Here is a 23,936-nt window from a genome sequence, read left to right as displayed (position 1 = left end):
CACCGGCATCGCAGACCCATCGGCTGACCGGGACACCCGAGCCGATTTTCCTGCCTCCGAGGTGATCAGCGCAGCGCTTCCGGCGTTCCTGTCCATCGAATGGCACCTCTCTGTGTCAAGTGGGGGCGATCAGAGAGGTATCCCGGTCGTGGAGCATCGTGCGGTAGACGACGGCAAGTCGGCGCTTGAGGCGGCGGAGGGCTTCTTTGTGGCCTTTTCCTTCGCTGCGTTTGCGCTGGTAGTAGGCCTGTCCCGGGGTGGGGTGGCGGATCTGGGTGATGGCCATGACGTGCAGGACGGAGCTCAGCTGCCGGTCTCCTGCTCGTGAGAGTCGGTGTCGCTTCACGTCCCCGGAGAACACCTCCAGGGGAGCGACGCCGCAGTATTAGGCGAATGCGGCCTCCGAGCGGAAGCGGCCGACGCCGGCAGTGCGGGTGAGGATCTTCGCTGCCAGCAGGTCCCCGATGCCGTGGAGTTCGGTGAGGGTGGTGCTGGACTCGGCTACTGCTCCAGTGATCTGCTCGGTGACGGTGGTGATCCGGCGGTCCAGTCGGCTGATCTCGGCGACCAGGTCCCTGGCCAGGCCGCGCAAAGTGCGGGCCAGCGACGCCTTCGGCCGGATGCCCCGCAGGGCTGCGGCAGCAGTATCGGCGGTCAGCTTGCGGGACAAGCCGGCGGGCACGAGCTTGGTCAGCAACGCGTGAAGGCGGTTGACGGTCTGAGTGCGGGTCCGGACCAGGTCGTCGCGGTGCTCGGTCAAAGAGCGCAGGGCTGCGATGGCCTCGTCGATCTGGGCGGTGTGGAGCCTGGTGGCGGTGTGGGCGGTGATCCCCACGGACAGGGCGTCGGCCTCGTCACTCTTGCGGCCGTGGCCGGTGGACAGCAGACGCACCCGGCGGGCGAGCTTGGCAGGCACGTCCGTGGGCGAGATGCCATCGGCGGCCAGCCGCGAGGTCAGCGGGGCACCCAGTCCACCGGCGCCTTCAATAGCCCCTATCGCCTCGGGCCACCGCCGGGCGAAGCGGAGCAGATCGCGGTAGCCGGCTCGGCTGACCGGGACGCGTAATGCGTCCAACGGCCGAAGGCGGGCGCCGACGGCGACGCCGTCCAGGATGCCTTGTGCGGGTCGATCGCGATGATGACCCGGCCTGATGCGGCGTCGGCGGAGCGGCGGGGTGGCACGGTGTCTCCTCCGTGGACAGCTTCGGGTGACCGACGAGGAGGGCAGACCAACGCCTGGCAGTGCAGAACTCTCTTGAGCCACTCCCGTCGGCGGCTGTGGCCGGGACGCACGCCGTTCGAGGGCCAGCCCGCAGGCGGCAGGTGCAACTTGAGCGACCCCTGCCACAGCCTCAGACGCTTGACACAGAGAGGTGCCGTTCTTTGTACAGTCCCATGGCCAACGCTGCGTTCACCGATCCCGGCCACCTCACCCGGACCCTCAGGCGCGGCCTGTGACACATCCAGCACGCTGCATGCAGCCGGTGTGAACCCGCCGGCGGTGAGACGTGGCGGTTGATCAGATCCACCCAGCCCACCACGTGGTAGCAAGCCACAGCCCTTGGCATGGTTTTGCACCAGTTTGCTGAAAGCGGCGACGTACCCGGCCGACGCAGCCGGGCCAGTCGCGGCGGACCACCCCCGCCTGCGCGCGAAGGACACCTGCGGGACAAACTCGGGCGCCAGGGCCAGGCCAGACCACCTACAGCAGGGACGGGAACCGAGTTCGTACACCGACAACTGGCACCGCGCCCCCATCGAGCAGGTCACCGTAGACGGCAAAACAGGCCCTGGCCCCATCCGCCCGCCGGGTCCTTCCAGTCCGACGCGGCCCGGCTGACCCTGTGGGCGATCACCCACAACCTGCTGCGTGCCCCCGGGGCACTGACCAAGTCCTTTTACACCTGGGGCACGGCCCCGACCGTGGTGCTCACATGGTCAGCGTCTCCGCTCGAATGGCCCGCGCCGCACGACGCTTGAAGCCCACCCACCCGACCGTTGGCCCTTGCGAACGCCCACACCGACTGTTCCACGCCACCGGGCCACCGACGCCCGCCTATGAGAACCCAACCATAAATACGGAAGCGCCGGGCATACCAACGAATATCGCGCACCCTTGCATCCCCGCACCGGACGTGAACCCCGAGACGATCACGTGCGCATCAGGCCGGAGGTCAGCGATTCGGTAGTGGTGCTGGCTGCGCCTGACGGTCGATAGGGGCAGCGCGAAAGGGTGGGAACGGGCAGACCAGACTCCCCTCTGCATGAGATAGGCAGCGGTGGCCCTCTGGGGGCTATCTCATTTGGTCGATTCGATAGCCTGCGGACGTGGGGATCGTTGAGCGACTGGTGCCGGATGAACTGTGGGAGCTGTTCCAGCAGGTGGTGCCGCCCGCGCCGACAAGGCCGCAAGGTGGTGGCCGCCGACGGCACGGGGATCGGGAAGTACTTGCTGCGATCGTCTTAGTGGCCACCTCGGGTTGTACGTGGCAGCAGTTGCCCGGGCCGTCGTTCGGGCCGTCAGGCGCGACCGCGCATCGTCGGTTCGCCGAGTGGACGAAGGCCGGAGTGTGGGCCAAGCTGCAGCGACTGGTGCTCGACGAAGTCGGCTCACCCGGCGAGCTCGACTGGAGCCGGTGCGCGATCGACTCAGTCCGGCGCAGATCAGCGCGATCCGCGATGTAAGCGGATCGGCGGCATGCCCGCGGCCCAGGAGAATCAGGCTCTCGCTGTCGTCACTGTTCGCTCCAGGGATGCCGATGGGGGCCGGGCAGACCGGAGCCTCCTGCGATCGAACAGATCTGCGAGCCATTTTCGCCCCGGGCTGGCATGTCGCGCGTCCATCTCGTCAAGCGGCTGCTGCAGGGCCTTCGGCCCCGGGCCGGCCGGCCAAGGCCCCTCGTCTTGTCGTAGGGCGCTCCGCGCTGGAGGAGGTGGAAGGGCATCCTCATGAAGCGGTTGAAGAGGTTCTGTGGGGCCACAACGCTCGTGATCAATACAACTGTCCGTTGCCCGACGATCGTGGTGAGCTCTGACGCCTGGTGAGCCGGTCAGGGATGCGAGGGCCCCACACACGGCTGGCGGCAGCCAGACGCTGATTCTTGACCCGGCGGCTCAGCACGGTGCACGTCTTGCCGTTCGCCCGGGTAGCCGATGGGGGCCGGCGTGGGCCTTCAGAGATCCGACAGAGGCACATCGGTTCCGATCGTCGCCGATCTCGGCGAGAAAGCACGGGCACGGGCCAATGCCCCCCCCAGGCCTGGAAGGCTGGCGATGATGGGAGCATCAGGGTGTCGTGCGGCCTCCCGGGGTAACGGCTTCGAGCTGAACGGCGTTGGTTCAGAGAGTTTCCAACTGCCCTGCAGGGTCGTGACCTGTCGACCGGAGGCCTATTCCGCCTAGATCCTGTCGTTAAACGTCACGCTCACATCAGCAGGGATGCGAGGGTGGCGGCGGCCTGGAAGGACTGGGCGGTCTTGTCGTAGCGGGTGGCGATGCCGCGCCATTGCTTGAGGCGGTTGAAGCAGCGTTCCACGACGTTGCGCCGCTTGTAGACCGTCTTGTCGAAGGCCGGGGGCCGTCCGCCGCGGCGGCCGCGGCGGAGCCGGTTGCGGATTTGATCGGCCCGCTCGGGGATGGTGTGGGCGATGCCCCGCTCACGCAGCCAGGTGCGGATGGCCCGGGAGTTGTAGCCCTTGTCTCCGGTGACGTGAGAGGGCCGGATTCGGGGCCGGCCGGGTCCGATCCGGGGCACGCGGATGGTCTGCATGACGGCGGTGAACTGGGTGCAGTCGTTGGTGTTGCCGCCGGTGACCGTGAAGCCGAGCGGGCGGCCCAGGCCGTCGCAGGCGAGTGGATTTTGCTGGTCAGGCCACCCCTCGACCGTCCGAGCCCCGGGCTGCGGAGCCCCCTTTTCGGGCCCCGGCGGCATGCTGGTGGGCCCGCACGACGGTGGAGTCGACCGACACCATCCAGTCGACGGCACCGGCCGCATCCGCCTTAACCTGGGCAGCCCGCAGCACCCGGCCGAGGGTGCGGTGCCATCGGCAGCCCGCGGGCGGAACCGCGTGTGCAACGTGACCCAGGACCTGTCCCACTCGAATGCATCCCGCCAGGCAGACCGGGTCCGCAACTTCCACACCATCCCGTTCGAGACCATCCGATCAGGAAGGTGCTTCCGCCCAATACCGCACGCGGCAACAGCGACGACATGAACTCCCCATCTTCGTAGGACAGTTGACGACGACATACCACCGGAGCGTGATCCACCGCCCGCCTGCACCCAGAACTGAAAGGCTCGGACGCGCAAAGGGAATCAACCTGAGCGCCGGAGGTGGAGCAAGCCCCGCGGCCTGCCGAAAGGGTTTCTCACTCGGGATTCGGATAGTGATAACTCGGTTCCCCACCCATTAGCCCCTCTCCTTTCAGGGCCCGCATTATACGCGCCGCCGACCGCCTCCTCATTCCCCTCTGCTTGCACGCCCATCCGCCACCGCGAACTCACCAAATGAGATGACTTCGCACATCCGGGACCGTTCATTAATGTTCACGCGAAAGACTCCGGAACTTCCGATAACCCGAGGCAGCATGTATGGAGAGCGGGGGAACCGCTCCTGCAAAACTGTCGAATTTGCATCCAGAAAGGTTCGGACATGAGCCAGACCATTGCGATGACCGAGATCGAACAGATCCTTGAGGGCCAGTGGGTTCCCACTGAGCCCGAAGAGGAGATCGATCTGACGGTCACCAATGAAGAAGGTCGCGGCAACGGGTCGTGGACCTACTGCTAGTTGCCCGGTAATCGCCAGTCACATCGATTCGAGTCCGCTGATGCGACTCACGCACATTGATGTGACGCTGGAAAACGTGGAGCCGTGGACGTCGGGAATCTTTCGGATGCCTTCACTTTCCTCAGGGGTGCAACGACGCCCACGGCCCCACGTTTTCTCCAAATAAGAAGGATTTCGCCACCCCATGGTCGTCAGGGATGTAAGCGTTACCTATCGAGAGCTACTGGACCGGCGACAGTCACTGTCGGCCGCCGTGAGCTCCGAACTTGATCGTCTCTCGGAGGATCATCCGTCACTGGCGGCGGGGGTGGCTCGTCTTGTGGCCAGCGACGGAAGCGTGAACAGCCCGTTCCGGCTACTGGCCTTTCCTGTTCTTGGGGCACTCACCTCCGCCTTGGACCCGGCGTTGCCGGTGGTGGTCATATCCAGGCTCTGGTGGGCGGGGGCTGAGACATTCGATGATCTCGCCGACGCCGATTTCGACGAGGACGGTGCAGGGCTCTCCAACGCGCAAGCAGGGATTGCGAGCGCGGCTTGCCTCAGTGTCGTGCCACAGATGATCATTGAGCGGCAGTCTCTACCTGACCGGCTCAAAGCGGCCTGGACATGGGAGTTCAATGCCGGCTCGGTCGCGGCGGCCGAAGGGCAGTTCCGTGATGTCTCAGCCGCAGAGGAACCGGGTTCGTGGGCGGCCACGATGCGGATTTACGCCCGAAAGTCCGGGGCCCCGTACGGCAGGGACGCCGCGATGACCGCCATGCTGGCCGGTGCCGATGACGAGGGCATCAGGGGTTGGCGCATGTTCGGTCTGCTGTTCGGCGTTCTGCGACAGATGGCAAACGACCGCGCCTCCATCGCGGTGGCGGCCGAGGAGGACGAGGACCTGGCCAACGGCACCTGGACGTTGCTGCTGGCACATGCGATGGAGGACGCCGGAGCCCGGGAAGCCCAAACCCTGGGGGCGCTGCATACCCGCGTCAAGGGCGATGTCTCGGCGCGCTCGGAGCTTCGCCGGCGTCTGGTCACCGCCGAGATCGCGGCTGGGTACGACCGGCGGGTGGAAGCTGTCCAGAGGAAGCTGTTGGCCCTTCTGAAGTCGCTGGCTGAACCCTCTGACCAGCGGGACCTCATCCAGTGGATGGTCGACGTATCGGCCGCGGACTCGCTCCTGAGCGACCTGGCGGGTGCGGCGTGATCCCCGAGGAAAGCGTGAAAAGCCTCCGCGCAATGGCCTCGGCCATGAGCGGGCACACACCGATGTCGGCGGACATACTCACGATGCTCACTGATGACATCGAGAGCGACGGTCCCATCGGCCGCATTCTGGCCGAGCACCCGGATGCTGCCGCGCCTTTGTTCTCTCTGCGCGCCCTGGCCGGGGTCCGGCTGCTGGTCCTGACCGGACGAGCCCCCGAACTGTCAGGACACCTCAAAGACCTGATGTCGAATGCGGACAACCCAGTTTACGCAGAACGAACCCGTGAGCTCTTCCGTCAGACGCTACTGCGCAATCCCACCGAGATAAGGGCCGCGCTGGACCGACCGGTCCAGCAGCACCAACCCAACCGTGCCGGATCACTGCTGCGCGGCCTGAGCATGCTGGCCGCACCAAAGGTCCGCCTACTGGAGATCGGTGCTTGCGCGGGCTTGAACCTCGCTCTCGACCGCTACCGGTGGTTCGGGCACGGATGGGAATGGGGCGACCTCGACTCGCCGGTGAGGCTGGCAGTCAGCGGTCCGCAGCCCAATAAATTCGAAATCGTCGACAGGGCAGGTTGTGATCTCGCACCGCGTGATCCATCCGATCCACACGACGCCATGATCCTGCGCTCGTTCATTCCACACGAACGCGATGTGGAACAAATGGAGCTCGATGACGCGATATCGCTCGCAGCTCGCTCCGACATACGAGTCGAAAAGGCCGATGCCGTGGAATGGCTCAAGAGACGGCTCTCCCAGCCGAGTGACACCGGAACATACACAGTGGTGTGGCACAGCCTTTTCTGGTGGTACATGAGCGAACAGAGCCGAAATGCCATCGAGGATATTTTGACCCGGGCGTCCAGAAATACGCGACTGGCCCGAGTCTGCTTCGAGCCGGTCGAGTGGGGCGGGATGCCACGCCTTCAGGTCAGCATCTACTCCTGATGCAGCCTCCCGATCACAGATGGTCCAGCACCGGCCACCCCACTCGATCAGGGGAAAAGAGCAAAAGCACCCGATGAATAACATCATGTCACCTCCTGGAGAATTCCAGATACCCGTCCACATTCGTCGCAACGGATTCGACCTGGCCAGTGAACTCGCCGTGCTGCGCGCCAACCAGCCCGTCACGCGGCTGACGCTCCCTACCGGGTCACAAGCCTGGCTCGTCACCCGGCACGAGCACGTCCGTGAAGTACTTTCGGACGCGCGACGGTTCGGCAGCGACGGCAGGACGCTGACGGACCCCAACCGCGGCGGTTCGGTTGCAGCACCACCCGAGTCCCTTGTGCGTCACGGCGATCTGACGACTTACGACCCGCCCGAGCACGGCCGACTGCGCCGTATGATCACCCCGGGCTTCTCCGCCAAGCGCATCGAGACACTAAGGCCCAGGATCGAGGCCAGCGTCGCCGCGATCCTCGACGCGATGCAGGAGGCGGGGCCGTCGGTCGACCTCGTCCAGGCTTTTGCTCTGCCGGTTCCAGCCATGGTGATCTGCGAACTGCTCGGCGTTCCCTACGAAGACCGTGCCGAGTTCAACAAACACAGTGTCATCCGTTTCGACGGCACCCGTTCGAGGGCCGCGCGCGAGGCCGCAGCAAGAACATCACTGGCTTACATGGCACGATTGGTGGCACAACAACGTGCCAACCCGGGCGAGGGCATCCTCGGCCTGCTGGTACGTGAGCACGGCGGGGAAATCGACGACCGCGAGCTGGCCGGCGTCGGCGATCTACTGCTGCTCGGCGGGCACGAGACCACCGTCAACATGTTGTCGCTCGGCACCTTGCTGCTGCTGCAAAATCCCGACCACGCGGCGACCGTACGGGATGGCAAGAACATTGATGGCGTCGTGGAGGAACTGCTGCGTTACCTGTCAGTGGTGCAGACCGGCGTACCGCGCGTGGCCCGCACCGACGTGACCCTCGCGGGACAACACATCAGGCGCGGCGAACGGCTCCTGTGTTCCCTGCCGTCCGCCAACCACGACGAGGCCCTGGCCCCCGACGGCGACCGTTTCGACCTCGGCCGCAAGGCCGGTGCACACCTCGCTTTCGGCCACGGCATCCACTACTGCATCGGTGCCCCGCTGGCCCGGATGGAGATGCGAATCGCATATCCCGCCCTGCTGCGGCGATTCCCTGGACTCCGCCTCGACATGCGGTTCAGCGAGATTCCCTTCCGAGTTTCGTCGGCGATCTACGGCATCAATCACCTGCCCGTAGCGTGGTGAATCCCCAGCCACCGTACGACGGCAGACCCGCCCCGGCTGACACCCGGCCCACGACAGGACCCATCGCAACCCCATGATCAAGGCACGCGGGCTTGCCCGGCAGTTCAAGCGCCAAGGCCCAAAGGGCGTACGCGTCAACGCCGTATCCGGAGTCGACATCACCGTCGAACGCGGGGAACTCGTCGGCTTCCTCGGACCGAACGGAGCGGGTAAGACCACAACCTTGCGCATGCTCACGACTCTCCTCCTGCCCACAGCCGGACAGGCGACCGTGGCCGGCCGCGATCTCCTAACGGATCCACGCGGAGTACGAAGAAGAATCGGATACGTGGCGCAGGGCTTCGCAGCCTCCCCAGACAGCACAGTCGCCGAGGAAATGGAGATACAGGGCAGGCTGTACGGCCTGTCCAGTTCCGCCGCCCGCACCCGCTCCGTCCACCTCGCGGAGCAACTGGACCTCATGGGCCTGGAGCGACGCCTCACCCGGACACTCTCGGGAGGCCAACGCCGCCGACTCGACCTCGCGCTCGGCCTCATCCACACCCCGGGTCTCCTCTTCCTCGACGAACCAACCACCGGACTGGACCCGCAAAGCCGCGCCAACCTGTGGGACCACATCCGTAGGTTGCGTGCCGATCACGGCATGACGCTGTTCCTTACCACCCACTACCTGGACGAAGCCGATGCGCTGTGTGACCGAGTCCTGGTGATGGATCACGGCCGGATCATCGCAGAAGGAACACCAGACTCCCTCAAGGCGCAAGTCTCTGGTGACACCGTGGAAGTGGGGGTCGCCGCTTGGAACGTCGCGGCCACTGCCGCGATCGTGGGGAGGCTGGCCGGAGCTCGGAATGTCTCGTACTCCCATGAGCTGGTGCGCTTCCGGGTACCGCGCGCCCATGCTGCGCTACCCGACTTCTTGCGGGCCCTGACCATCGCAGGAATAGGAACGAGCTCGCTGCGCGTCAGCCAACCGACTCTGGACGACGTTTTCCTCACGCTCACCGGACGGACCCTGCGGGAGGCCGCCGGCAAGGGCGTACCGCGCCAGGAGACAGCCGAAGCGGTGAATCCCTCTGGCACTCGCCGATCTCGACACCCCCGCCGTGGTGGCGGTGGCCGTCATCGCGCCGGGGCCCCCAAACGCCCCGGGAAGGTGGACGTCGATGTTGCGGCGTGACGTATGGCTGGTTTTCCGTCGGGAGATGATCCATCGGTATCGTCAACCGACATGGTTGGTGATGGGGCTGGCCCAACCCATCCTGTACATGTTCTTCTTTGGCCCCCTGGTCCAGAAGTTCGTCACCTACACACCCGGGTTCCCGCCGGGTGGCCTCTGGATGGTGTTCGCTCCTGCGTTGATGGTCCAGATGGTTATCATCGGAAGTTCCTTCGTCGGCATGAACCTGCTGTCCGAGTACCGTGCCGGTGTCTTCGAGCGGTTCCGCGTCACCCCGATGCGTCCGGCGGCACTGCTACTGGGCAAGGTGCTGACGGTGGCAGTCAACGTGATGGTTCAAGCCGGAGTGATCGTCCTCATCTGCTGCCTCGTCTTCGGGATGAGACCGCCCGCGGCCGGGGTCGCGCTGTGCATGCTGATGATCACGTCCCTGTCGATGGCAATCGCGTCGCTCTCTTACGCGCTCGCGCTGCGCATCAAAAGCGAGCAACAGCTCCCGGCCGTACTCAACGCAATGCTGATGCCGTTGTTCCTGCTGTCCGGAACGCTCCTGCCAATCACCCCGGCACTCGCCCCGAACTGGCTCTGGGAATTGTCCAGGGTCAATCCCGTCGCCCATGTGATGGACGCCAGCCGCGCTGGCTTCCGCGGAGACTTCTCTGCCCACTCACTGCTCTCCGGGTCTATAGCCCTGGCAGCGATGACGCTGCTGTCCTTCTGGTGGGCAGTCCGCACCTTCGCCCGACAGAACACCGACTAGTAGGGCTTTGGCCGTTGCTCTACCGGTCATGGTGAGCGTGGGTTCGAGTGTGGCTTCCCGGTTGGGTGACCTTTCCGTCAGGTGCGCATGACAGCAGGGCCTCCTGTGCAGCTCGGGGTTGTCGAGACCAACGAGTGCCCAGGAGGCCCTGTTGTCGCAGTTGTACGCCCGCGCGTCGGCCGGGTCCAACTCGACCACCCTGTCGTGTGATTGTCTCGCGCACGTGTATGGCAACGCGGCCGACCGTCCGCGCCGTGTCCGGCGTTATCCGTCGGACATGACGGACGGCGAGTGGGCGGTGGTGCAGAACCTGCTATCGGTGCCTGGGTGGCTGGAGGACAGGGGTGGGCAGCCGGAGGGGTACTGCCACCGGCAGATGATCGATCAATGCCACGAAGTTAAGTGCCCAGCGGCGGTGTCAAGGCATCAGGGAGGGTGATCTTGTAGGTGTTCGGCGCGGTGCGGATGAGTCGGCCGTTGCGGGCCCAGTAGCAGCGTTGCGCGGTGAGACTGCTGAGGGGACGCCCCGAGGTGGGGAGCCCGAGATACCGCGCGATGTCCCGGGTGTGCATGGCCTGGTTGGAGTTCGCGGCCAAGAGCTGGCAGACCTGGCCCCAGCGGCCTGAGAGGGCCCGGCTCGGGTCCTGCGCGCTGGGCAGGGCTGGTGGGTGCACGGTGATCTCGATGGCGGAGATCGGGGTGCTGCCGCGTGGACGCCCGTCGCGGTTGCAGATGTTGTAGCGGGAGGTTCCGCACTTGACGATGCGGGCGGACAGTCGCATTCGGCGCCCGGGAAGCAGCGCGTGCGGGACGCGGGCGCCGATGTGTCCTACCAGGTCGGAACGGCTGCTCGGCCCTGAGGCCGCGGTCGCTCCGACCCGGCTGACCACCGTGTCGCGGGCGGCTTCCAGAGCGACGGTGAAGGCGGCTCGGTCGGGATCGCAGCCGGGCATTGTCTCCACCGCGGTCACCATGACCGAGCGCAGGGCCTGGTAGAGGGCGAGCAGTCCCCACATCTTCTGGTTGAGGCCCACCGGGTCCTTCGAACGTAGAACTCGGCCTTTGAGTAGTGTGTGGCGGAGCGCCAGGTAGGTGATCTCGATCTCCCAGCGTTCGTGGGAGAGACGCACCAGGTGGTCGGCGGGATCGGTGCGGTGGTCATTGAGCTTGGTCAGCAGGCGGTAGGTCCCGCCGAAGTCGCCGCTGTCGGCGGTGCGGGAGTGGATCTCGGCCTCGATCACCCACAGCGGTAGGCCCCCGATCCGGGTCAGGTAGGAGCCGTCGGGCAGCAGCGCCAGCACCGGTGGTCGTCGTGTGCTGGTGGCGCGTATAGGAACTAATCCCCTGAGCTGCGATGTCTGCGAGCAGTTCGTTGCTGTCGAAGGCGCGGTCCGCCAGGAGGAGCATGTCCGAGGTCAGGTGGCCGACCAGTTCATGGGCGTAGTCGGTCTCGCCCTCAGGGGCGGGGCCGAAGACCGCTGCGATCAGGCCGCGGGTGCCTGTTTCGCACAGGGTCATGAGCATCAGCCGGGGGTAGCCGGTCGGGCCGTAGCGGCGTTCGGTGCGGCCGAGCCAGGACCGGTTGCGCTCGTGGTCGGGGACGGGCAGGCTCCCGCAGCCGTCGAAGGCGACCGTGCGCTAGCGGCGGTAGCGCACTCCGGGTGTGGACGGCTGGCCCAGCGGGCCAGCCAGCACGTCGAACAGCCGCCTGAGCGGAGCCACCCCGACCCGCCGACGCAGATCGCGAAGTGCCTTCTCCGAGGGCTGCGGCACCCAGGCGACCAGTCCGGCCCCGAGTTTGCCCCACACCAGCCCGGCGCCCAGATGCCTGAACAGCCCGAGCGCGAGCACGAAGTACACCCCGACGCGAGAGGGCGGGCTCCGAAGTCGTCGCTCGCGAGCCCCGCACTCGTCCAGCACCGCATCCACCAACTCGGGCGGGATGACCCGCGTTAACTCACCGATATGACCCGGCGCGAACACGTCATCGGTTCCGCCCGTGACAGACTGAGCCACCGGGCCTCCGCTTTCTCAGGAAGATCTTGGTCGATCCCCTGGATAGCAGAGGCCCCTCGCATCCCGCCCGCGCTTGACACCGCCGCTACGCTCTTAACTTCGTGGCATTGAATGCTCAACCCGGCGTGAGGCCGCACCTCGTGCTTCGCGTGGCCGGCATTCCTGGCGCATAAATGCGGTCACGGACGGTGGCCACGCATCGTCGCATGTGACTTGCGGAGACTACGTCATTGATGTGCCGTACTGCAGTACCCGCCGGCCGGGAGGACCCTGCCCGGCCGGTGGATGGGCGGTAATTCGCCGGATTTCCCTCCGTGCAATGACCGCACCGTGCAGGATCTCAATAGACGCGATTGGGGTTGACCGAGACTTCCGAGGCCGCTGCCCATTACCCGGCCACTCGTCGGTCACAGCTGCAGACGACGTACACCTCGTCCTTGTACTGGCGCGTGGGTACGGTGGACTGCTTTTGGCAGGGCGCCACTACCGCGTGCACTACGGTCCCGGTCCGCGGCCTCACCTGTGCCTTCACCTGCCGGTCTGCCGTGACTCACCGGCCCATTGTCGCAGGCCAGACCAAGTGGTGTGCGGGTCCTGTGGCTCTGACCGCCCGCGGAACGCCCCGTCGGGCCACCAAGTGGAACGGAGAGGTGAGAGGGCCGGGCGGGCTTCGTCGGCAACGCTTCCCCCACCGTGGATCGGCGCCCGAGCTCCAAGGAGCGGGGCCGCGGGTGGGGACGCGGGAACGCTGCGGTGGGCGGGCAGCCTGATCGCTGTGGTGTGTTCAGGCGCGGCGTGCGGCTGCGGTGACGGCGTCCATGCAGGGGCGGCAGTAGTCCTCGTGTAGGGCGCCTGGCGTCTGGCGTGTCTTCGCATTCAGGAATTGCCCGCACAGAGCGCTGCCGTCTCGGTCGACAACGTGCCACCGTTGCCAGGTCCCGGCCTCGGTTGCCATGGGTTCGGCACGCATGTTGTACATCGGCCACCTCCCACTCGAACGCGGATGCGGTCACAGCAATGACACGGCGGTGCAGGCTTGGCGGCGACTCCGGTACGCCAAACAGGTGACTTCGATGTCGAGGCGGGGTTGCGCAGACTGCTGTGCACAACCCGACGGCCGAACTGTATTCGCCCTGGTCAGAGGCGGCTCCCTAGGTGTCTGCCGATCTGACCTGACTTCTCCCGGGAGGGGGGTAGGTCGCGGTGTCCTGCGCGGGTGCGCCCGCTTCTCCGGCCGTCGCGGGGATGCCCCGGCGGTCGCTGGCACTGTGCTGGTGGCAGGGCGGAGGCCGGCCTGTGCGGACGCGGACGCGGGCTCGTCGGTCAGTTGTCGATCGCTTGGCGGACGGTGATCCAGAAGGAATGCCACTTTGGCAGCCCGTGGTCGCTGAGGTGTGCCCACTGTATGAGGGAGATCGTCGTCAGGTCCTCGGCGGAATTGTTGTGCCAGGCGGCGCCTTGGAAGCCGGGCCATCGGGAGCTGCCCACCGAGGGGCTGAAGTGCGTGCGGCGGGTGCGGACCGACATACCCAAACCTCAGCTCATGGTATCGATGTCGAAGTTTCCCGGACGGAATCCGGAAACCGCCTACTGCGCGGGGTCGGGCGGTCGCTGGTCATCTGGCCCACCGACGGCTGTGACAGTACCCGCTTCCGCCTGCGGCCGTGCGAAACGCGGGAGCGGCGGCCAAGTTCGCCGGGACACAGAGCTTTGCTTGGCTGCGCGCGACCGAACACATAGACGCCGCCGCTTCTTGCGGATGCGGCTTGAGGTGCTGTTGGAATATGTCAGTCAGGTTTGCGGGGAATCGCTCGCGACGGCGACGCTGTTGAACGCGGCTGTGAGCCTGGGCAGGTCGTGGCCCTCGAAATGGTTCATGAGGTGATGTCGCACACAGATCAGGAAGGCCGATCCGGCCACCTGTAGGCGGGCCCGCCCGGCGTCGGTCAGGACGGCGTTCCATGCGCGGCCGTCCTGTGAAGATTGCACCCGCATGACGCAGCCCTGCTTTTCCAGCCGGATAATGACTCGAGTCATGCCGCCGAGAGAAAAGTTGCAAGCTGCGGCGAGTTCACTCATGCGCATTCTCTGCTGCGGCGCCCCGGATAGGTGTACGAGCGGCGTGTACTCCGAGAACAGCAGCCCTGCGTTCCGGTTCAATTCCGCGTCGATCGCGCGAGGAAAGACAGAAATCGCGCGGGTCAGTGAATATATAAATTCCTGCTCTTCTCCACTCAAGGGCCGCACAGTGCGCTCGTCGACCGGGATGTCCGGCAACCTTTGATCCACTTGCATTCGGTCTTTCTTTTTCTAGTCATCCAGGACAATCCATCCTGGAGGGCATCGACGGGTGTCGCGAGATTGATTGGAACAAAGCATTTGCGGCGACATCGGCTCGTGCTCAAACTAGCAGTCGGCGTCAGTTGAGTGGGACTCCCCCGATACGTCGTAGAGTGGCCTTACCGAGCCGCTTCCCTGCCATTTCACGATTTAGCAAATCCTCGCCGGTTCGGCCGGGAATACCGAGCGGTAGCGCGGCCATGGCGAGCAGCCACAGTCGAGACTTAAACACGCGTATCGAGCGGTTCATCACGCCGTGCGGGAAGTGAACGCGATAAGCATAGACTGCGTCACCATTTCAGCATCCCATGCAAAGTGACGCCCGTCATGTCATTCAACGCCGATTCTGGAACAAGGCGATACGGCCCCTTCCTTCATTGAGCGTGATTGGCAGTCCACTTCACCCATAATGCGAACTTTACTAACCTTGCGTTCACAAGTAGGAAGCCTGCTCTTCGCCTACATGAGTGACCGCATAGCAGGCCCCTACCCCGTGTGGCAAATTGGACGTTCCAAAATGCACTCGGGGTGTTCTCGGCCACACAGTGCACTCGAGCGTGCCACAGCCCGTGCAGTGCGGTGTCAACTACGGCAGTTCGACTTCGGCCATTCCGCTACTCGCAGATGATGTTGTTCGGAGTGCTCTCTGGTGGGCGCTCGGACTGCGATGTCCGACGTTTGAGTGGCGCTGGAGGGTGTTGTAGCGGTGCAGCCAGAGGTGGGCCTCGCGTTCGGCATCCCAGGCCCGGCGGTCTTGGAGGGTCTCTCACCGACGGCATTCATGGACTGGATGACACTGGCCTCGCGGCAGGCGTCAGCGAAGGCCCGGCTTCAGAACCGGTCCTCGCGTTCGCTGTGGAAGTTAGCGCCAGCGAGGTGCCGCGAGTCCATTCGGCCCGGGTGGAGGGCATGGGTCTGGTGCACGATCGGGTGACATCTTGACCTGCCCCACCTCTCAGGTTCCAATTCTGCTGGCTAACTGACGACCTTCACGAAAGGCTGCCGGACATGCCCCGTGCCTATCCCGCTGAGTTCCGCGCCCGCGCCGTCGCGTTGGTACGGGCAGGAAAAGAACAGAAGCAGACCGCCGTTGACCAGGCCAACGCGCATATGATCGGCGATCACCCAGCCGGCAAGCTACCGGGAGGCGAGGTCGATGGCCGTGGTCAGATACGAAAACTTGCCCCCGGCCAACTCTGCCCGGCGCTCCCGCCGCCCGGTCGCCCCGGCCGACTGGACCCAGTTCCGCAGGGTCTTCGAGATTAACCCGCAGATCGGCAGCGACCGCGTGCCGTCGCCTCAGGCCGCAACAATCCAGTGTCTCGTGTGTCCGAGATCAGAGGTTAGGAACCGGTTTCCCAGCCAGCTCGGCGTCTGGATACAGTGAGATGTATTCCGTCGGTCACTTCACGGAAGTTGAGAATGAACTGAGGAATCATGCCTCCGCGTCACTCTCACGAATCCTCTGGCTCAGGTACGAACTGAAGCGCTTGGCTGCGGGAGAGGCAGACTGGTCGACGGGCAGTACCAGGGCCAGCTCGCGCTTGATGTCCACTCCTGCCAGAGGGATGAGTCTCAGATTGTTCCGGGTCTGCTCATCGATGGAGTCGACGTGGCTGGGAGGTACCAGGCCGATGCCCAGCCCGGCGCGAACGAGGTCAAGCACGAGTCGCCAATCAGCGACCTCGCAAACGATGCGTCGAGTCATGCCTGCGGCGGCGAATGCCGCGTCGGTGCGTGTGCGGGTCGTCCATGCAAGATCGGTCTCGACAGAGGGCTCTTGTGCGACTTGGTGAAGCGTCAGGCTTGTCTCTTCGGCCAGCGGGTGCCCGGCAGGTAGGGCGGCCATGAGTGATTCGGAAGCCAGAGGCAGGGCATACAGGCCGTCTGGTGGACCGGCTATCGGGTCGACCACTGCGCAGTCGAGCCGACTGTCGGCAACCATCTGCGTCATGGCCGGTCCGTCGGTCTGCCGTACCGTGATCTCCAGTCCCGGATGCGCGCGGGCGAACCCGGCCAGCCACGCGGGCAGCGGCAGGAGGCGAGGGCTGACCGGGTAGGTGCCGATGCGCAGGTGTCCGGAGAGGAGGCCGCGTACGTCCTGCACCGTTTGACTGGCTGCTGCTGCGGCTTTCAGAGTGCGGCGGGCGGCAGGCAGCAGGGCCTGGCCTTCGGCGGTCAGCCGAACCGGGCGGCTGCCGCGCACGAAGAGTAGAGCCCCCAGTTCCTTCTCCAAGGCTCGCACGGAGGTGGACAGTCCGGACTGGACGATCAGCTCCCTTGCGGCGGCGCGTGTGAAGCTGCCTTCCTCGGCGAGCGCGACGAAATGCCGCAGGTGGCGAAGTTCCATGGGGAGAAGTATCTCTCACAGAGATGGCAAGCATCTCTACCTTCTGTCACAGAGTGGAAATCGCGGGGATCGTTGTACGGGTTGGAAGGAAGGCGCAGGTAGACCGGGTCGAGTGCGCCTTCATCATTCATTCCGAGCAAGCGGAGTCATGTCGTTGTCTTCCCTGCGTTCCGCCCGTCGCGCCGATGCGTTGGACGAGGCATCCGAAAGAACCCCACCTGCGCGTAGCTTCTGGACCGTCGCCGCCGCCTTCGGCGCGCTGATGGCCTTCGGTACGCTGCCAACACCTTTGTGGCCGCTGTTCGCCGGCCGTGACGGATTCGGCTCCACAATGGTTACCGTGGCCTTCGCGGCGATGGTCGTCGGTGCCGCCGCGGGGTTTTTGTTCCTCGGACACTTGTCCGACCGGCTCGGGCGTCGGCGCATCATCGTCGCGGCCCTCTCGACCTCCTCCCTTGCCGCTCTGCTGCTGGCAACCTGGCACGGAGTGACAGGGCTGCTCGTCGCGCGCGTGGTGACGGGGGTCGGCACAGGGCTGATGGCCTCCACCGCCACCGCCTACCTGAGCGACCTGCACGGCCGGGCTCATCCGGAGCGAGTCGGGTCGCCCTTGCCCGGTCTGGTGGCGACCGCCTCCAACCTCGGCGGCCTGGCCCTGGGACCACTGGTCGCCGGAGCACTGGCTCAGTGGGCTCCGGCGCCCCTGACCACTCCCTTCGCGCTGTTCGGCGTGATACTCGTGACTCTGGGATTCTTGGTCCTGGCGGGCCCGGAGACCGTGGACCGGCAGACGATACGAGAGCCTCCTGCCCGATTCGGGCTGCGGCCGGGCGGCGGCGCGGTTTTCGCCGCCGCAGCAGGCATCGGTTTCTTCGCGTTCGCAGTGATGGGCTTTTTCTCGTCTCTCGGTGCGGTGATGGTCCGTGACGTGCTGCGCACCTCCGCCTCCTTCATCACCGGACTCGCTCCCTTCGCGGTATTCGCTGCCTCCGCAGCAGCCCAACTGGCGCTGGGACAACTGCCCGCTCCCCGCATGCTGACAACGGGCGTCGTGTTCTTCCCGGTCGGCCTGGCCCTGACCGCCTTGTCGCTCTTCCATCCGGCACTGGGGCTGTTCCTCGTCGCAGCGGCGATAACCGGGGCCGGGGCCGGACTGCTGTTCAAGGTTTCCGTTGGGCAGAGCGTGGCGGCCGCGCGGCCCGCTTCCAGGGCCGGCGTGCTAGCCGTGTTCTTCGCCATCGCCTACGCCGGAATGGGGTTGCCCTCGATCGGCTTCAGCCTCGCCTCGCGCCAGTTCGGTCTACGCCCATCGATGATCGGCTTCGCCGCAGCGCTCTCACTGGGCGCACTCATCGCGGTCCGCACCTCACACCGACTCGGTGTCCGCGCCACCGGCTAAGCCCACGACATGGGCCACCGATCCGCAGCACCACTGCGCGGTCATCGCGCTTGCCACCCGACTCCATCAGTACCACTGCCACAAGGAACAGCACCGATCATGAACTCCCATTCCAAGGACGTCCCCTCGCGCCAGAACGTCGCGGGTCCAGACGAATTCGCCCCCGGCCGCCCTGTCGTCTTCCGCCACGCCACCGTGCTGACCATGGACTCCCACGACGCCCTCGAAGACGGCGACGTGCTCGTCATCGGGGAGCGCATCGAGGCGATCGGCCACAATCTGACCGTTCCCGAGGGTACGGCCGAAATCGACGCTACCGGCGGCATCCTGATGCCCGGAATGATCGACTCCCACCGCCACATGTACCAGACAGCTCTGCGCGGCATCGGAGCCGACTGGACCCTCAGCCAGTACTTCGTGTTCTGCTACCTGAATTGGGGCAAGCTCTTCCGGCCCCAGGACATCTACGCCGGCAATCTCCTCGCCGCTGTCGAAGCGCTCGACGCGGGGGTGACCACGACCCTGGACTGGTCACACGGCCTGCAGACCCTGGACCATGCCGACGCCGCCGTCGATGCCCTCCAGGCCACGCCCGGGCGTTACATACTCGCCTACGGCAACCTGCTCGGCGCCCCGTGGGAGTGGGCCGCCAGTCCCGACTTCAAGGCCTTCGCGTCGCGCCGGTTCACCACGGGCGACGACATGCTCGGTCTCCAGCTGGCGTTCGACGTCACCGCAGACCCCGACTTCCCCGAGCGCAAGGCTTTCGAGACCGCACGCGACCTGGGGCTGCGCGTCACCACGCACGCCGGCGTGTGGGGGGCCACCAGCGACGACAGCATCCGCTTGATGTGGGAAAACGGCTTTATGACCCGAGACGTCACCTACGTCCACGCGGCGTCCCTGTCTCAGGACTCCTACCACCGCATCGCGGCCACCGGTGGCACCGTCTCGGTGTCCTCCGAGAGTGAGCTCAACGCAGGGCAGGGCTACCCACCCACCACCCACCTGCGTAAGCACGGCATTCCGGTCTCACTGTCCATGGATTCCAGCATGTGGTGGAGTGCAGACCTCTTCTCCGCCATGCGATCCACCCTCAGTGCGGATCGCGCCCGGGAACACCTCGAGGCACACGGTCGTGACGAGACCGTGGTCCACAACCACCTGAGGGCCGAGGAGGTCGTGCAGTGGGCCACTTCGGGCGGCGCGCACGCGCTTGGACTCTCCTCAGCCGTCGGCAGCATCACCGTCGGCAAGAAGGCCGACCTCGTCTTGATCAAGAATGATCGGTCGCCGGCCATGTACCCGATCATCCACCCCTACGGACATGTCGTCTTCCAAGCGGGTCGCGGCGACGTCCACACGGTCATGGTCAACGGCAAGGTCGTCAAGTACGGACATGCATTGCTCGACACCGCGCCTCTGGACGCCGCCCGCGCGGCGGTCACCGAGACCGTCGAGTACTTCCGCACCTCCATGGGCGAAAAGGAGTGGAAGGCAGCTCAGGAGCCTGAACTCCCGCACACGGAGCAGATATCCAACCCGTACACCTACACTTCTTGGGACGGCGGGGTCAACCGCCACAAGCCCGAAGAGTAGGCGAGAAGCTGGCCAGCACCGCAACGGTCCGTGCTGTGACCCATGGGCCGTCGGCCGGTGCCCTCAGATGCGCCAGGAGCGGATGCGGTCGGCCGCGTCGTATCCGTCGGCGCGGCCGGTGTCGATGTCGCGGGCGAGGTCGATCAAGGCGCCGTAGGGCGGGTTGATGCCTTCTCCCGCGGCATCCATGTAGGCCGTGGCGAGGGCAGCGCCGTACAGGGCGTTGCGGGCCGGCAGCGGGCGCAGGCGGATGATGGTGTGCATCAGGGCTGCGGCGCGCCAGGCGCTGTCGACGGTGGCGCCGATCTGGGGGGTGTTGACGCGATGGCGGGCGACGGCGGCCACGAGGTTGGAGAAGTCGTGGACCGAGGGCTGCTTGGGTAGGACGTCGGCTTGGCGTTCCAGGAGCCAGCGGATGTCGATGTACAGGTCCACTCAGGCCACCCGGGAGGCGTCCAGGCGGGCGGGGGCGTCGTCGGGGAATGCCTGATCGAACGCGTCGGCATGGTCTACGACAAAGGCCCTAAAGACTTCGGCTGCGCTCTCCAAGCGGGGGTCACGGACCGCGTTGCGGGCAGCCTCGGTGATGAGAGCGGTCACCGTGGTGCCCTCGGACTCGGCACGCTGCTGCAGCAGGGCGTGAAGTTCCTCGGGGACCCGGATTGTGACTGGCTTCGACATACCCTCAGCGTACAGCAAAGCGTACAGCAGCGGTGTGGAATGGGGCGCGCCAGCTGGTCAAGGGCGATGTGAGCACCCGTGCCCAGCATCCTGGGCAGCAGAGGCCTTGCCGTTGACCAGCACGAGTACCAGAACTCCGGCGTGAGTACTAGTGGCTCGCGGACTCCGCGGAGTCGAGCCATCCGGCAAGGACGGCCGCCTCGCTGTGCTCGACGTCCTTGGTGGCGGTGAGCAAGGTGACCCTGTTGTGGGCGGCGAGGTCTCGCAGGTGCTCGACGGCTGGCCGGTGATCGGGGTCCTCGAGTTCGGCGATGTACCGCTCGCGGAACTCGGGGAAGCGTGCCGTGTCGTGGTGGTACCAGTGGCGAAGGTCAGCCGACGGTGCCACGTCGCGGAGCCACTCGTCCAGACGGGCTCGCTCCTTGCTCATACCTCGGGGCCATAGCCGGTCGACCAGAACGCGTTTGCCCTCTTGGGATGAGGCGTCCTCATAGATCCTTCGGTAGCCGAACCGTCGGGCCATGGCCATCATCGCCTTCCCTGGTGCGGAATCCCCGTGATCTCCACTCTATCGGTGGTACGACGTCGGGGCCCGCCTGCACGGGCGGCTGTTCCGGGCGCCTGTGGCGGCATCCGCCGGCTGCAGCACCGCCTCCGGGTACTGGCTCAGCTGGGGACTCGGGGGTTGCGTCCTTGGAAGGGGTGTAACCGGTTGGACCCGACGGGGTGCCGCGACGTCCGGGCTGATGCCCGCATGGACGAACGGCCACCACTGATCTTCAAAGTGCCGAAGGAGATAGCACGATGACCGCACCTGTCAGTTTGCCCTGCACGCCTCGCCGAGGCGAACCTCTCGGCGGTGCGTCCCGATCACTTGAGGACCTCCAGGTCCTCCCGGCGCGGGCGGCTGTCCCGCCGCAGCGCGGCCAGTTCCTCGCGTTGGCTGCCACTCAGGCCGTCCCGCTCACACGCATCCACCTCGGCCTGCTTCACCCAGTCGCGTACCGCAGTCTCGGTCAGATCAAAGTCCTTGGCCACCTGGTCGACCGACGGTCACTACGCCAGCACAGCTCGACGATCTCCGCCTTGGTCCGGCGTGAACGAGCGGCGAGGACACGGCTTCTTCTCCCCCATGCCCTCCACGATGGACGCCCTCCCGGGGCAGAACCCCGGATCTCGGATGTCCGCCAAAGCGGATCAGGCCTGGGTCGTCATCGGATCAAGCGGGCGGAGGGCGGTTGCCAAGTCGCCAGTCCGCGATGGGACGGCCTGGCGACCTGGTCGTGAGGTGGTCGGACCACTGTGGCGAAGAGCGGGGCAAGTGAACCGGACGGCGGCCGTCCCCTTGTGGTACTTTACGGAAGGGACGGTAGTCGTCCGTTTCCGTAAGTGCCCTGGGTGGGTGCTGTATGCATGAGGAGGCCGATCATGAGTGATCGCGAGGACATCATCCGCAGGCTGGACGTGCTCGAGAGCGTCGAGAGCATCAAGAAGCTCAAGGCCCGCTACTTCCGCTTCGTGGACGAGAAGAAGCACGATGAGCTGGCCGCGCTGTTCACCCCCGACGCCAAGCTCGTGACCGATGGCATCACGTGGAAGTCGCCGCAGGAGTTCGCGTACACGGTCCGTGATCTCACTGGCCCCGCACCGTCCGTGCACCACGGACACATGCCTGAGATCGATATCACCGGGCCTGACACGGCTTCCGGGATCTGGTCAATGCAGGACCTGCTGACCTTCCCAGCCGGAAAGGACGCCCCGGAGGGCCACAACGGTTACGGACAGTACCGGGAGACCTACCGGAGGGTCGACGGACAGTGGCTGATCGACTCGGTGCTGCTGACTCGGCTCCGGATGGACCCGCTGGAGAACTGGACGCCGGATGCCGCGTGAATCCGATGCCATGCCCGGAGGCCGGGCGGACGCGCGGCGCAACCGGCGTCTGCTGATTGCCGCGGCACAGGAGGCCATCGCCTCCCGTGGGCTTGATGTGTCGGCTCTGGACATCGCCAAGGTGGCCGGCGTGGGAGTGGGCACGTTGTACCGGCGATTCGGCACCAAGGAGGCGCTGCTCGACGCCGTGGTGCTCAGCCTCTATGACGAGCTGTGCGACGCCGCTCAGGTATGTATGGAACGTGCGGACGCGTGGAAGGGCCTGACCGAGTTCGTGATGGAGCTGGCAGGGGCGCACCGGGACAACCTCGGGCTGGCCGAGGTGACCGCGGCATGCGAGGTGCCGCCCTCGCCCGAGCTTGCGGAGCGGACCGCCGCCCTGCAGGACGCGGTCATCCGGCTGACCGAGCGCGTACGCGCAGTCGGCGCCCTGCGCGAGGACGTAACCTGGCAAGACATCATGATCTGCTCACGTGCGTCACTGGATACTGATCACAGTCTTGGCGTTGATGCAGGACCCAACGGATGGCGACGCGTCATCACGCTCCTGCTCGACGGGATGCGCGCCCCTGGGCGCACCCCTCTGGAGGGACCCGGACCTCAGGTCCGCGCCTGGTGAAAGGCCCGTCCTGGCCGCGGACCGATGTGCCCGACTCCCAAGGGGCACATCGGTCCGCCTGTCGAAGGGCCGCCAATCCGGTGACGGCCGACTCGTCGACGGCCCGTACACAATGGGCAGGACTCCTCGGCGGTTGAGCGGGATGTCTGACACCTCAACCCATCGGCCGCGAGCCGCCTGTGCGTGCTACTGACGTTGAATGCGTGATGTCGTCATGGTGGGGCGGGGATGAGTCGGGTGCCGGTGAGGCAGCCGTCGAGGACGTCGTGGCGGTATTGGAGCTGGCGTAAGCCTCGGCGGACTGCGGTGATCAGGTCCTGCGGGTCGGTGAAGGCTCGGTTGGCGGTGGTGGTGCGCCGCAGTATCGACCAGATGCCCTCGACGGGGTTGAGGTCGGGTGCGTAGGGCGGGAGCTGGTAGACGGTGAGCCAGTCCCGGTCGGCGATGTAACGCCGCATTCCGGCCGTCAAGTGGGTGTTGAGGTTGTCCCACACAAGCACGATCGGACCGCCGAGCCGCTGGTGGGCGTCTTGGATCAGGTCGCGGTAGTCGGTCCAGGCGAAACTCTTGCGCCCGTCGGGTCGGGCGTCGGTGCTCGGCCGGTAGATCAGCCGGGAAGGCTGGCCGGGTTTGTAGCAGGCCAGGGCAGCAACGGATAAGCGGCGGCGGGAGCGACCGCGAACCCTGACGATCGGGGTGCGGCCGCGGCGGGCCCAGGTGCGACGGGTGGGCGGCGTCATCGAGAAGCCGGCCTCGTCGCTGAGTAGGCCCGGGGCGCGGTGCCGGGATTACTCCCGGCTCGTTTCCCCGGACCTCTCGCCGAACCCGCCGTGCCTATTACTAGGCAACGGGCTCTCCACGGTCTCTGCC

The 23,936-nt window shown here is 65.9% G+C and carries 22 protein-coding genes and 3 pseudogenes; 11 read left to right on the top strand and 14 right to left on the bottom strand.

The window, feature by feature from the left end; translation table 11 throughout:
* Positions 1–115: 115 nt before the first annotated feature.
* Positions 116–373, bottom strand: a pseudogene (locus AB0F62_RS33195) (transposase); the annotation flags it as partial.
* 12 nt (positions 374–385) lie between these two features.
* Complete coding sequence (locus AB0F62_RS33190) at positions 386–1,075, bottom strand: transposase (RefSeq protein ID WP_361807921.1); 690 nt, start codon at positions 1,073–1,075, stop codon at positions 386–388.
* Positions 1,076–2,328: 1,253 nt separating this feature from the next.
* Here AB0F62_RS33190 and AB0F62_RS33185 point away from each other — a divergent pair.
* Positions 2,329–2,673: pseudogene (locus tag AB0F62_RS33185) on the top strand (transposase); the annotation flags it as partial.
* Positions 2,674–3,424: 751 nt separating this feature from the next.
* Here the strand turns inward: AB0F62_RS33185 and AB0F62_RS33180 are convergent.
* Positions 3,425–4,144, bottom strand: a complete 720-nt coding sequence (locus AB0F62_RS33180; RefSeq protein WP_361807939.1) for an IS5 family transposase — start codon at positions 4,142–4,144, stop codon at positions 3,425–3,427.
* A gap of 508 nt (positions 4,145–4,652) precedes the next feature.
* On the opposite strand from AB0F62_RS33180, the gene AB0F62_RS33175 reads away from it, so the two are divergent.
* The 6 genes from AB0F62_RS33175 (at position 4,653) to AB0F62_RS33150 (ending at position 10,169) form a co-directional block, all read left to right on the top strand.
* On the top strand, positions 4,653–4,790 hold the full coding sequence (locus tag AB0F62_RS33175) for a hypothetical protein (RefSeq protein ID WP_361807918.1): 138 nt from the start codon (positions 4,653–4,655) through the stop codon (positions 4,788–4,790).
* Between the two features lie 253 nt (positions 4,791–5,043).
* Positions 5,044–5,985 carry a polyprenyl synthetase family protein gene (locus AB0F62_RS33170; RefSeq protein ID WP_361807915.1) on the top strand — a complete coding sequence of 314 codons (942 nt, stop codon included), beginning with the start codon at positions 5,044–5,046 and terminating at the stop codon, positions 5,983–5,985.
* Positions 5,982–6,938 carry a DUF2332 domain-containing protein gene (locus tag AB0F62_RS33165; RefSeq protein ID WP_361807912.1) on the top strand — a complete coding sequence of 319 codons (957 nt, stop codon included), beginning with the start codon at positions 5,982–5,984 and terminating at the stop codon, positions 6,936–6,938. The genes AB0F62_RS33170 and AB0F62_RS33165 overlap by 4 nt, the downstream gene beginning before the upstream one ends.
* Before the next feature lie 73 nt (positions 6,939–7,011).
* Positions 7,012–8,229 carry a cytochrome P450 gene (locus tag AB0F62_RS33160; protein ID WP_361807909.1) on the top strand — a complete coding sequence of 406 codons (1,218 nt, stop codon included), beginning with the start codon at positions 7,012–7,014 and terminating at the stop codon, positions 8,227–8,229.
* Positions 8,230–8,302: 73 nt separating this feature from the next.
* Positions 8,303–9,409, top strand: a complete 1,107-nt coding sequence (locus AB0F62_RS33155) for an ATP-binding cassette domain-containing protein (protein ID WP_361807906.1) — start codon at positions 8,303–8,305, stop codon at positions 9,407–9,409.
* Complete coding sequence (locus AB0F62_RS33150) at positions 9,396–10,169, top strand: ABC transporter permease (RefSeq protein ID WP_361807903.1); 774 nt, start codon at positions 9,396–9,398, stop codon at positions 10,167–10,169. Before AB0F62_RS33155 ends, AB0F62_RS33150 begins: the two co-directional genes overlap by 14 nt.
* A gap of 398 nt (positions 10,170–10,567) precedes the next feature.
* On the opposite strand, the gene AB0F62_RS33145 is transcribed toward AB0F62_RS33150, so the two are convergent.
* The 6 genes and pseudogenes from AB0F62_RS33145 to AB0F62_RS33120 all read right to left on the bottom strand — a co-directional run bounded on the left by AB0F62_RS33145 (position 10,568) and on the right by AB0F62_RS33120 (position 16,875).
* Entirely contained in the window at positions 10,568–11,470 is a 903-nt protein-coding gene (locus AB0F62_RS33145; protein ID WP_361807942.1) for a hypothetical protein, read from the bottom strand.
* Positions 11,466–11,687: pseudogene (locus AB0F62_RS33140) on the bottom strand (IS4/IS5 family transposase); the annotation flags it as partial. The pseudogene AB0F62_RS33140 and the gene AB0F62_RS33145, both read right to left, overlap by 5 nt.
* 120 nt (positions 11,688–11,807) lie before the next feature.
* On the bottom strand, positions 11,808–12,089 hold the full coding sequence (locus tag AB0F62_RS33135; RefSeq protein WP_361807936.1) for a transposase domain-containing protein: 282 nt from the start codon (positions 12,087–12,089) through the stop codon (positions 11,808–11,810).
* A gap of 1,419 nt (positions 12,090–13,508) precedes the next feature.
* On the bottom strand, positions 13,509–13,712 hold the full coding sequence (locus AB0F62_RS33130) for a hypothetical protein (protein ID WP_361807900.1): 204 nt from the start codon (positions 13,710–13,712) through the stop codon (positions 13,509–13,511).
* A gap of 264 nt (positions 13,713–13,976) precedes the next feature.
* Positions 13,977–14,480 carry a MarR family transcriptional regulator gene (locus tag AB0F62_RS33125; protein WP_361807897.1) on the bottom strand — a complete coding sequence of 168 codons (504 nt, stop codon included), beginning with the start codon at positions 14,478–14,480 and terminating at the stop codon, positions 13,977–13,979.
* 1,480 nt (positions 14,481–15,960) lie between these two features.
* A complete protein-coding gene (locus AB0F62_RS33120) occupies positions 15,961–16,875 on the bottom strand; it encodes a LysR family transcriptional regulator (RefSeq protein ID WP_361807894.1) in 915 nt (304 codons plus the stop codon).
* A 148-nt stretch (positions 16,876–17,023) separates the two neighbouring features.
* Here AB0F62_RS33120 and AB0F62_RS33115 point away from each other — a divergent pair, with 148 nt between their 5' ends.
* Both AB0F62_RS33115 and AB0F62_RS33110 read left to right on the top strand, forming a co-directional pair.
* The gene (locus AB0F62_RS33115; RefSeq protein ID WP_361807891.1) at positions 17,024–18,274 is read left to right on the top strand and encodes an MFS transporter; all 1,251 of its coding nucleotides are present in this window, start codon (positions 17,024–17,026) and stop codon (positions 18,272–18,274) included.
* 204 nt (positions 18,275–18,478) lie between these two features.
* Complete coding sequence (locus tag AB0F62_RS33110) at positions 18,479–19,873, top strand: amidohydrolase family protein (RefSeq protein ID WP_361807888.1); 1,395 nt, start codon at positions 18,479–18,481, stop codon at positions 19,871–19,873.
* A gap of 63 nt (positions 19,874–19,936) precedes the next feature.
* On the opposite strand, the gene AB0F62_RS33105 is transcribed toward AB0F62_RS33110, so the two are convergent.
* The 4 genes from AB0F62_RS33105 to AB0F62_RS33090 form a co-directional block, all read right to left on the bottom strand.
* Positions 19,937–20,308, bottom strand: coding sequence for a toxin Doc (locus AB0F62_RS33105; protein ID WP_361807885.1), 372 nt, complete (start codon positions 20,306–20,308; stop codon positions 19,937–19,939).
* Positions 20,309–20,554 (bottom strand): YlcI/YnfO family protein, encoded by a 246-nt coding sequence (locus AB0F62_RS33100; protein ID WP_361807882.1) that lies wholly within the window; start codon positions 20,552–20,554, stop codon positions 20,309–20,311. It abuts the gene before it with no gap.
* 148 nt (positions 20,555–20,702) lie between these two features.
* Positions 20,703–21,077, bottom strand: coding sequence for a DUF488 family protein (locus AB0F62_RS33095; RefSeq protein WP_361807933.1), 375 nt, complete (start codon positions 21,075–21,077; stop codon positions 20,703–20,705).
* 347 nt (positions 21,078–21,424) lie between these two features.
* Positions 21,425–21,592, bottom strand: coding sequence for a hypothetical protein (locus AB0F62_RS33090; protein ID WP_361807879.1), 168 nt, complete (start codon positions 21,590–21,592; stop codon positions 21,425–21,427).
* Positions 21,593–21,982: 390 nt separating this feature from the next.
* On the opposite strand from AB0F62_RS33090, the gene AB0F62_RS33085 reads away from it, so the two are divergent.
* Both AB0F62_RS33085 and AB0F62_RS33080 read left to right on the top strand, forming a co-directional pair.
* Entirely contained in the window at positions 21,983–22,447 is a 465-nt protein-coding gene (locus tag AB0F62_RS33085) for a nuclear transport factor 2 family protein (RefSeq protein WP_361807876.1), read from the top strand.
* Positions 22,437–23,066, top strand: a complete 630-nt coding sequence (locus AB0F62_RS33080; RefSeq protein WP_361807873.1) for a helix-turn-helix domain-containing protein — start codon at positions 22,437–22,439, stop codon at positions 23,064–23,066. Before AB0F62_RS33085 ends, AB0F62_RS33080 begins: the two co-directional genes overlap by 11 nt.
* 212 nt (positions 23,067–23,278) lie before the next feature.
* Here the strand turns inward: AB0F62_RS33080 and AB0F62_RS33075 are convergent, their stop codons facing one another.
* Entirely contained in the window at positions 23,279–23,806 is a 528-nt protein-coding gene (locus AB0F62_RS33075; protein ID WP_361807870.1) for a transposase, read from the bottom strand.
* Positions 23,807–23,936 lie beyond the last annotated feature (130 nt).

The sequence above is a fragment of the Streptomyces sp. NPDC026673 genome (genome assembly GCF_040638135.1).
In the GTDB taxonomy this organism is placed as follows: Bacteria; Actinomycetota; Actinomycetes; order Streptomycetales; family Streptomycetaceae; genus Actinacidiphila.
Note: the sequence above shows the minus strand (reverse complement) of the source record. Positions and strands in the feature narration are given on the sequence as shown.

Excerpts from the sequence above, each read along its gene's own strand:
- AB0F62_RS33180 (WP_361807939.1), bottom strand. The coding sequence starts at position 4,144 with ATGGTGTGGAAGTTGCGGACCCGGTCTGCCTGGCGGGATGCATTCGAG.
- AB0F62_RS33175 (WP_361807918.1), top strand. The coding sequence starts at position 4,653 with ATGAGCCAGACCATTGCGATGACCGAGATCGAACAGATCCTTGAGGGC.
- AB0F62_RS33160 (WP_361807909.1), top strand. The coding sequence starts at position 7,012 with ATGAATAACATCATGTCACCTCCTGGAGAATTCCAGATACCCGTCCAC.
- AB0F62_RS33155 (WP_361807906.1), top strand. The coding sequence starts at position 8,303 with ATGATCAAGGCACGCGGGCTTGCCCGGCAGTTCAAGCGCCAAGGCCCA.
- AB0F62_RS33150 (WP_361807903.1), top strand. The coding sequence starts at position 9,396 with ATGTTGCGGCGTGACGTATGGCTGGTTTTCCGTCGGGAGATGATCCAT.
- AB0F62_RS33130 (WP_361807900.1), bottom strand. The coding sequence starts at position 13,712 with ATGTCGGTCCGCACCCGCCGCACGCACTTCAGCCCCTCGGTGGGCAGC.
- AB0F62_RS33125 (WP_361807897.1), bottom strand. The coding sequence starts at position 14,480 with ATGCAAGTGGATCAAAGGTTGCCGGACATCCCGGTCGACGAGCGCACT.
- AB0F62_RS33120 (WP_361807894.1), bottom strand. The coding sequence starts at position 16,875 with ATGGAACTTCGCCACCTGCGGCATTTCGTCGCGCTCGCCGAGGAAGGC.
- AB0F62_RS33115 (WP_361807891.1), top strand. The coding sequence starts at position 17,024 with ATGTCGTTGTCTTCCCTGCGTTCCGCCCGTCGCGCCGATGCGTTGGAC.
- AB0F62_RS33110 (WP_361807888.1), top strand. The coding sequence starts at position 18,479 with ATGGACTCCCACGACGCCCTCGAAGACGGCGACGTGCTCGTCATCGGG.
- AB0F62_RS33100 (WP_361807882.1), bottom strand. The coding sequence starts at position 20,554 with ATGTCGAAGCCAGTCACAATCCGGGTCCCCGAGGAACTTCACGCCCTG.
- AB0F62_RS33095 (WP_361807933.1), bottom strand. The coding sequence starts at position 21,077 with ATGGCCCGACGGTTCGGCTACCGAAGGATCTATGAGGACGCCTCATCC.
- AB0F62_RS33085 (WP_361807876.1), top strand. The coding sequence starts at position 21,983 with ATGAGTGATCGCGAGGACATCATCCGCAGGCTGGACGTGCTCGAGAGC.
- AB0F62_RS33080 (WP_361807873.1), top strand. The coding sequence starts at position 22,437 with ATGCCGCGTGAATCCGATGCCATGCCCGGAGGCCGGGCGGACGCGCGG.
- AB0F62_RS33075 (WP_361807870.1), bottom strand. The coding sequence starts at position 23,806 with ATGACGCCGCCCACCCGTCGCACCTGGGCCCGCCGCGGCCGCACCCCG.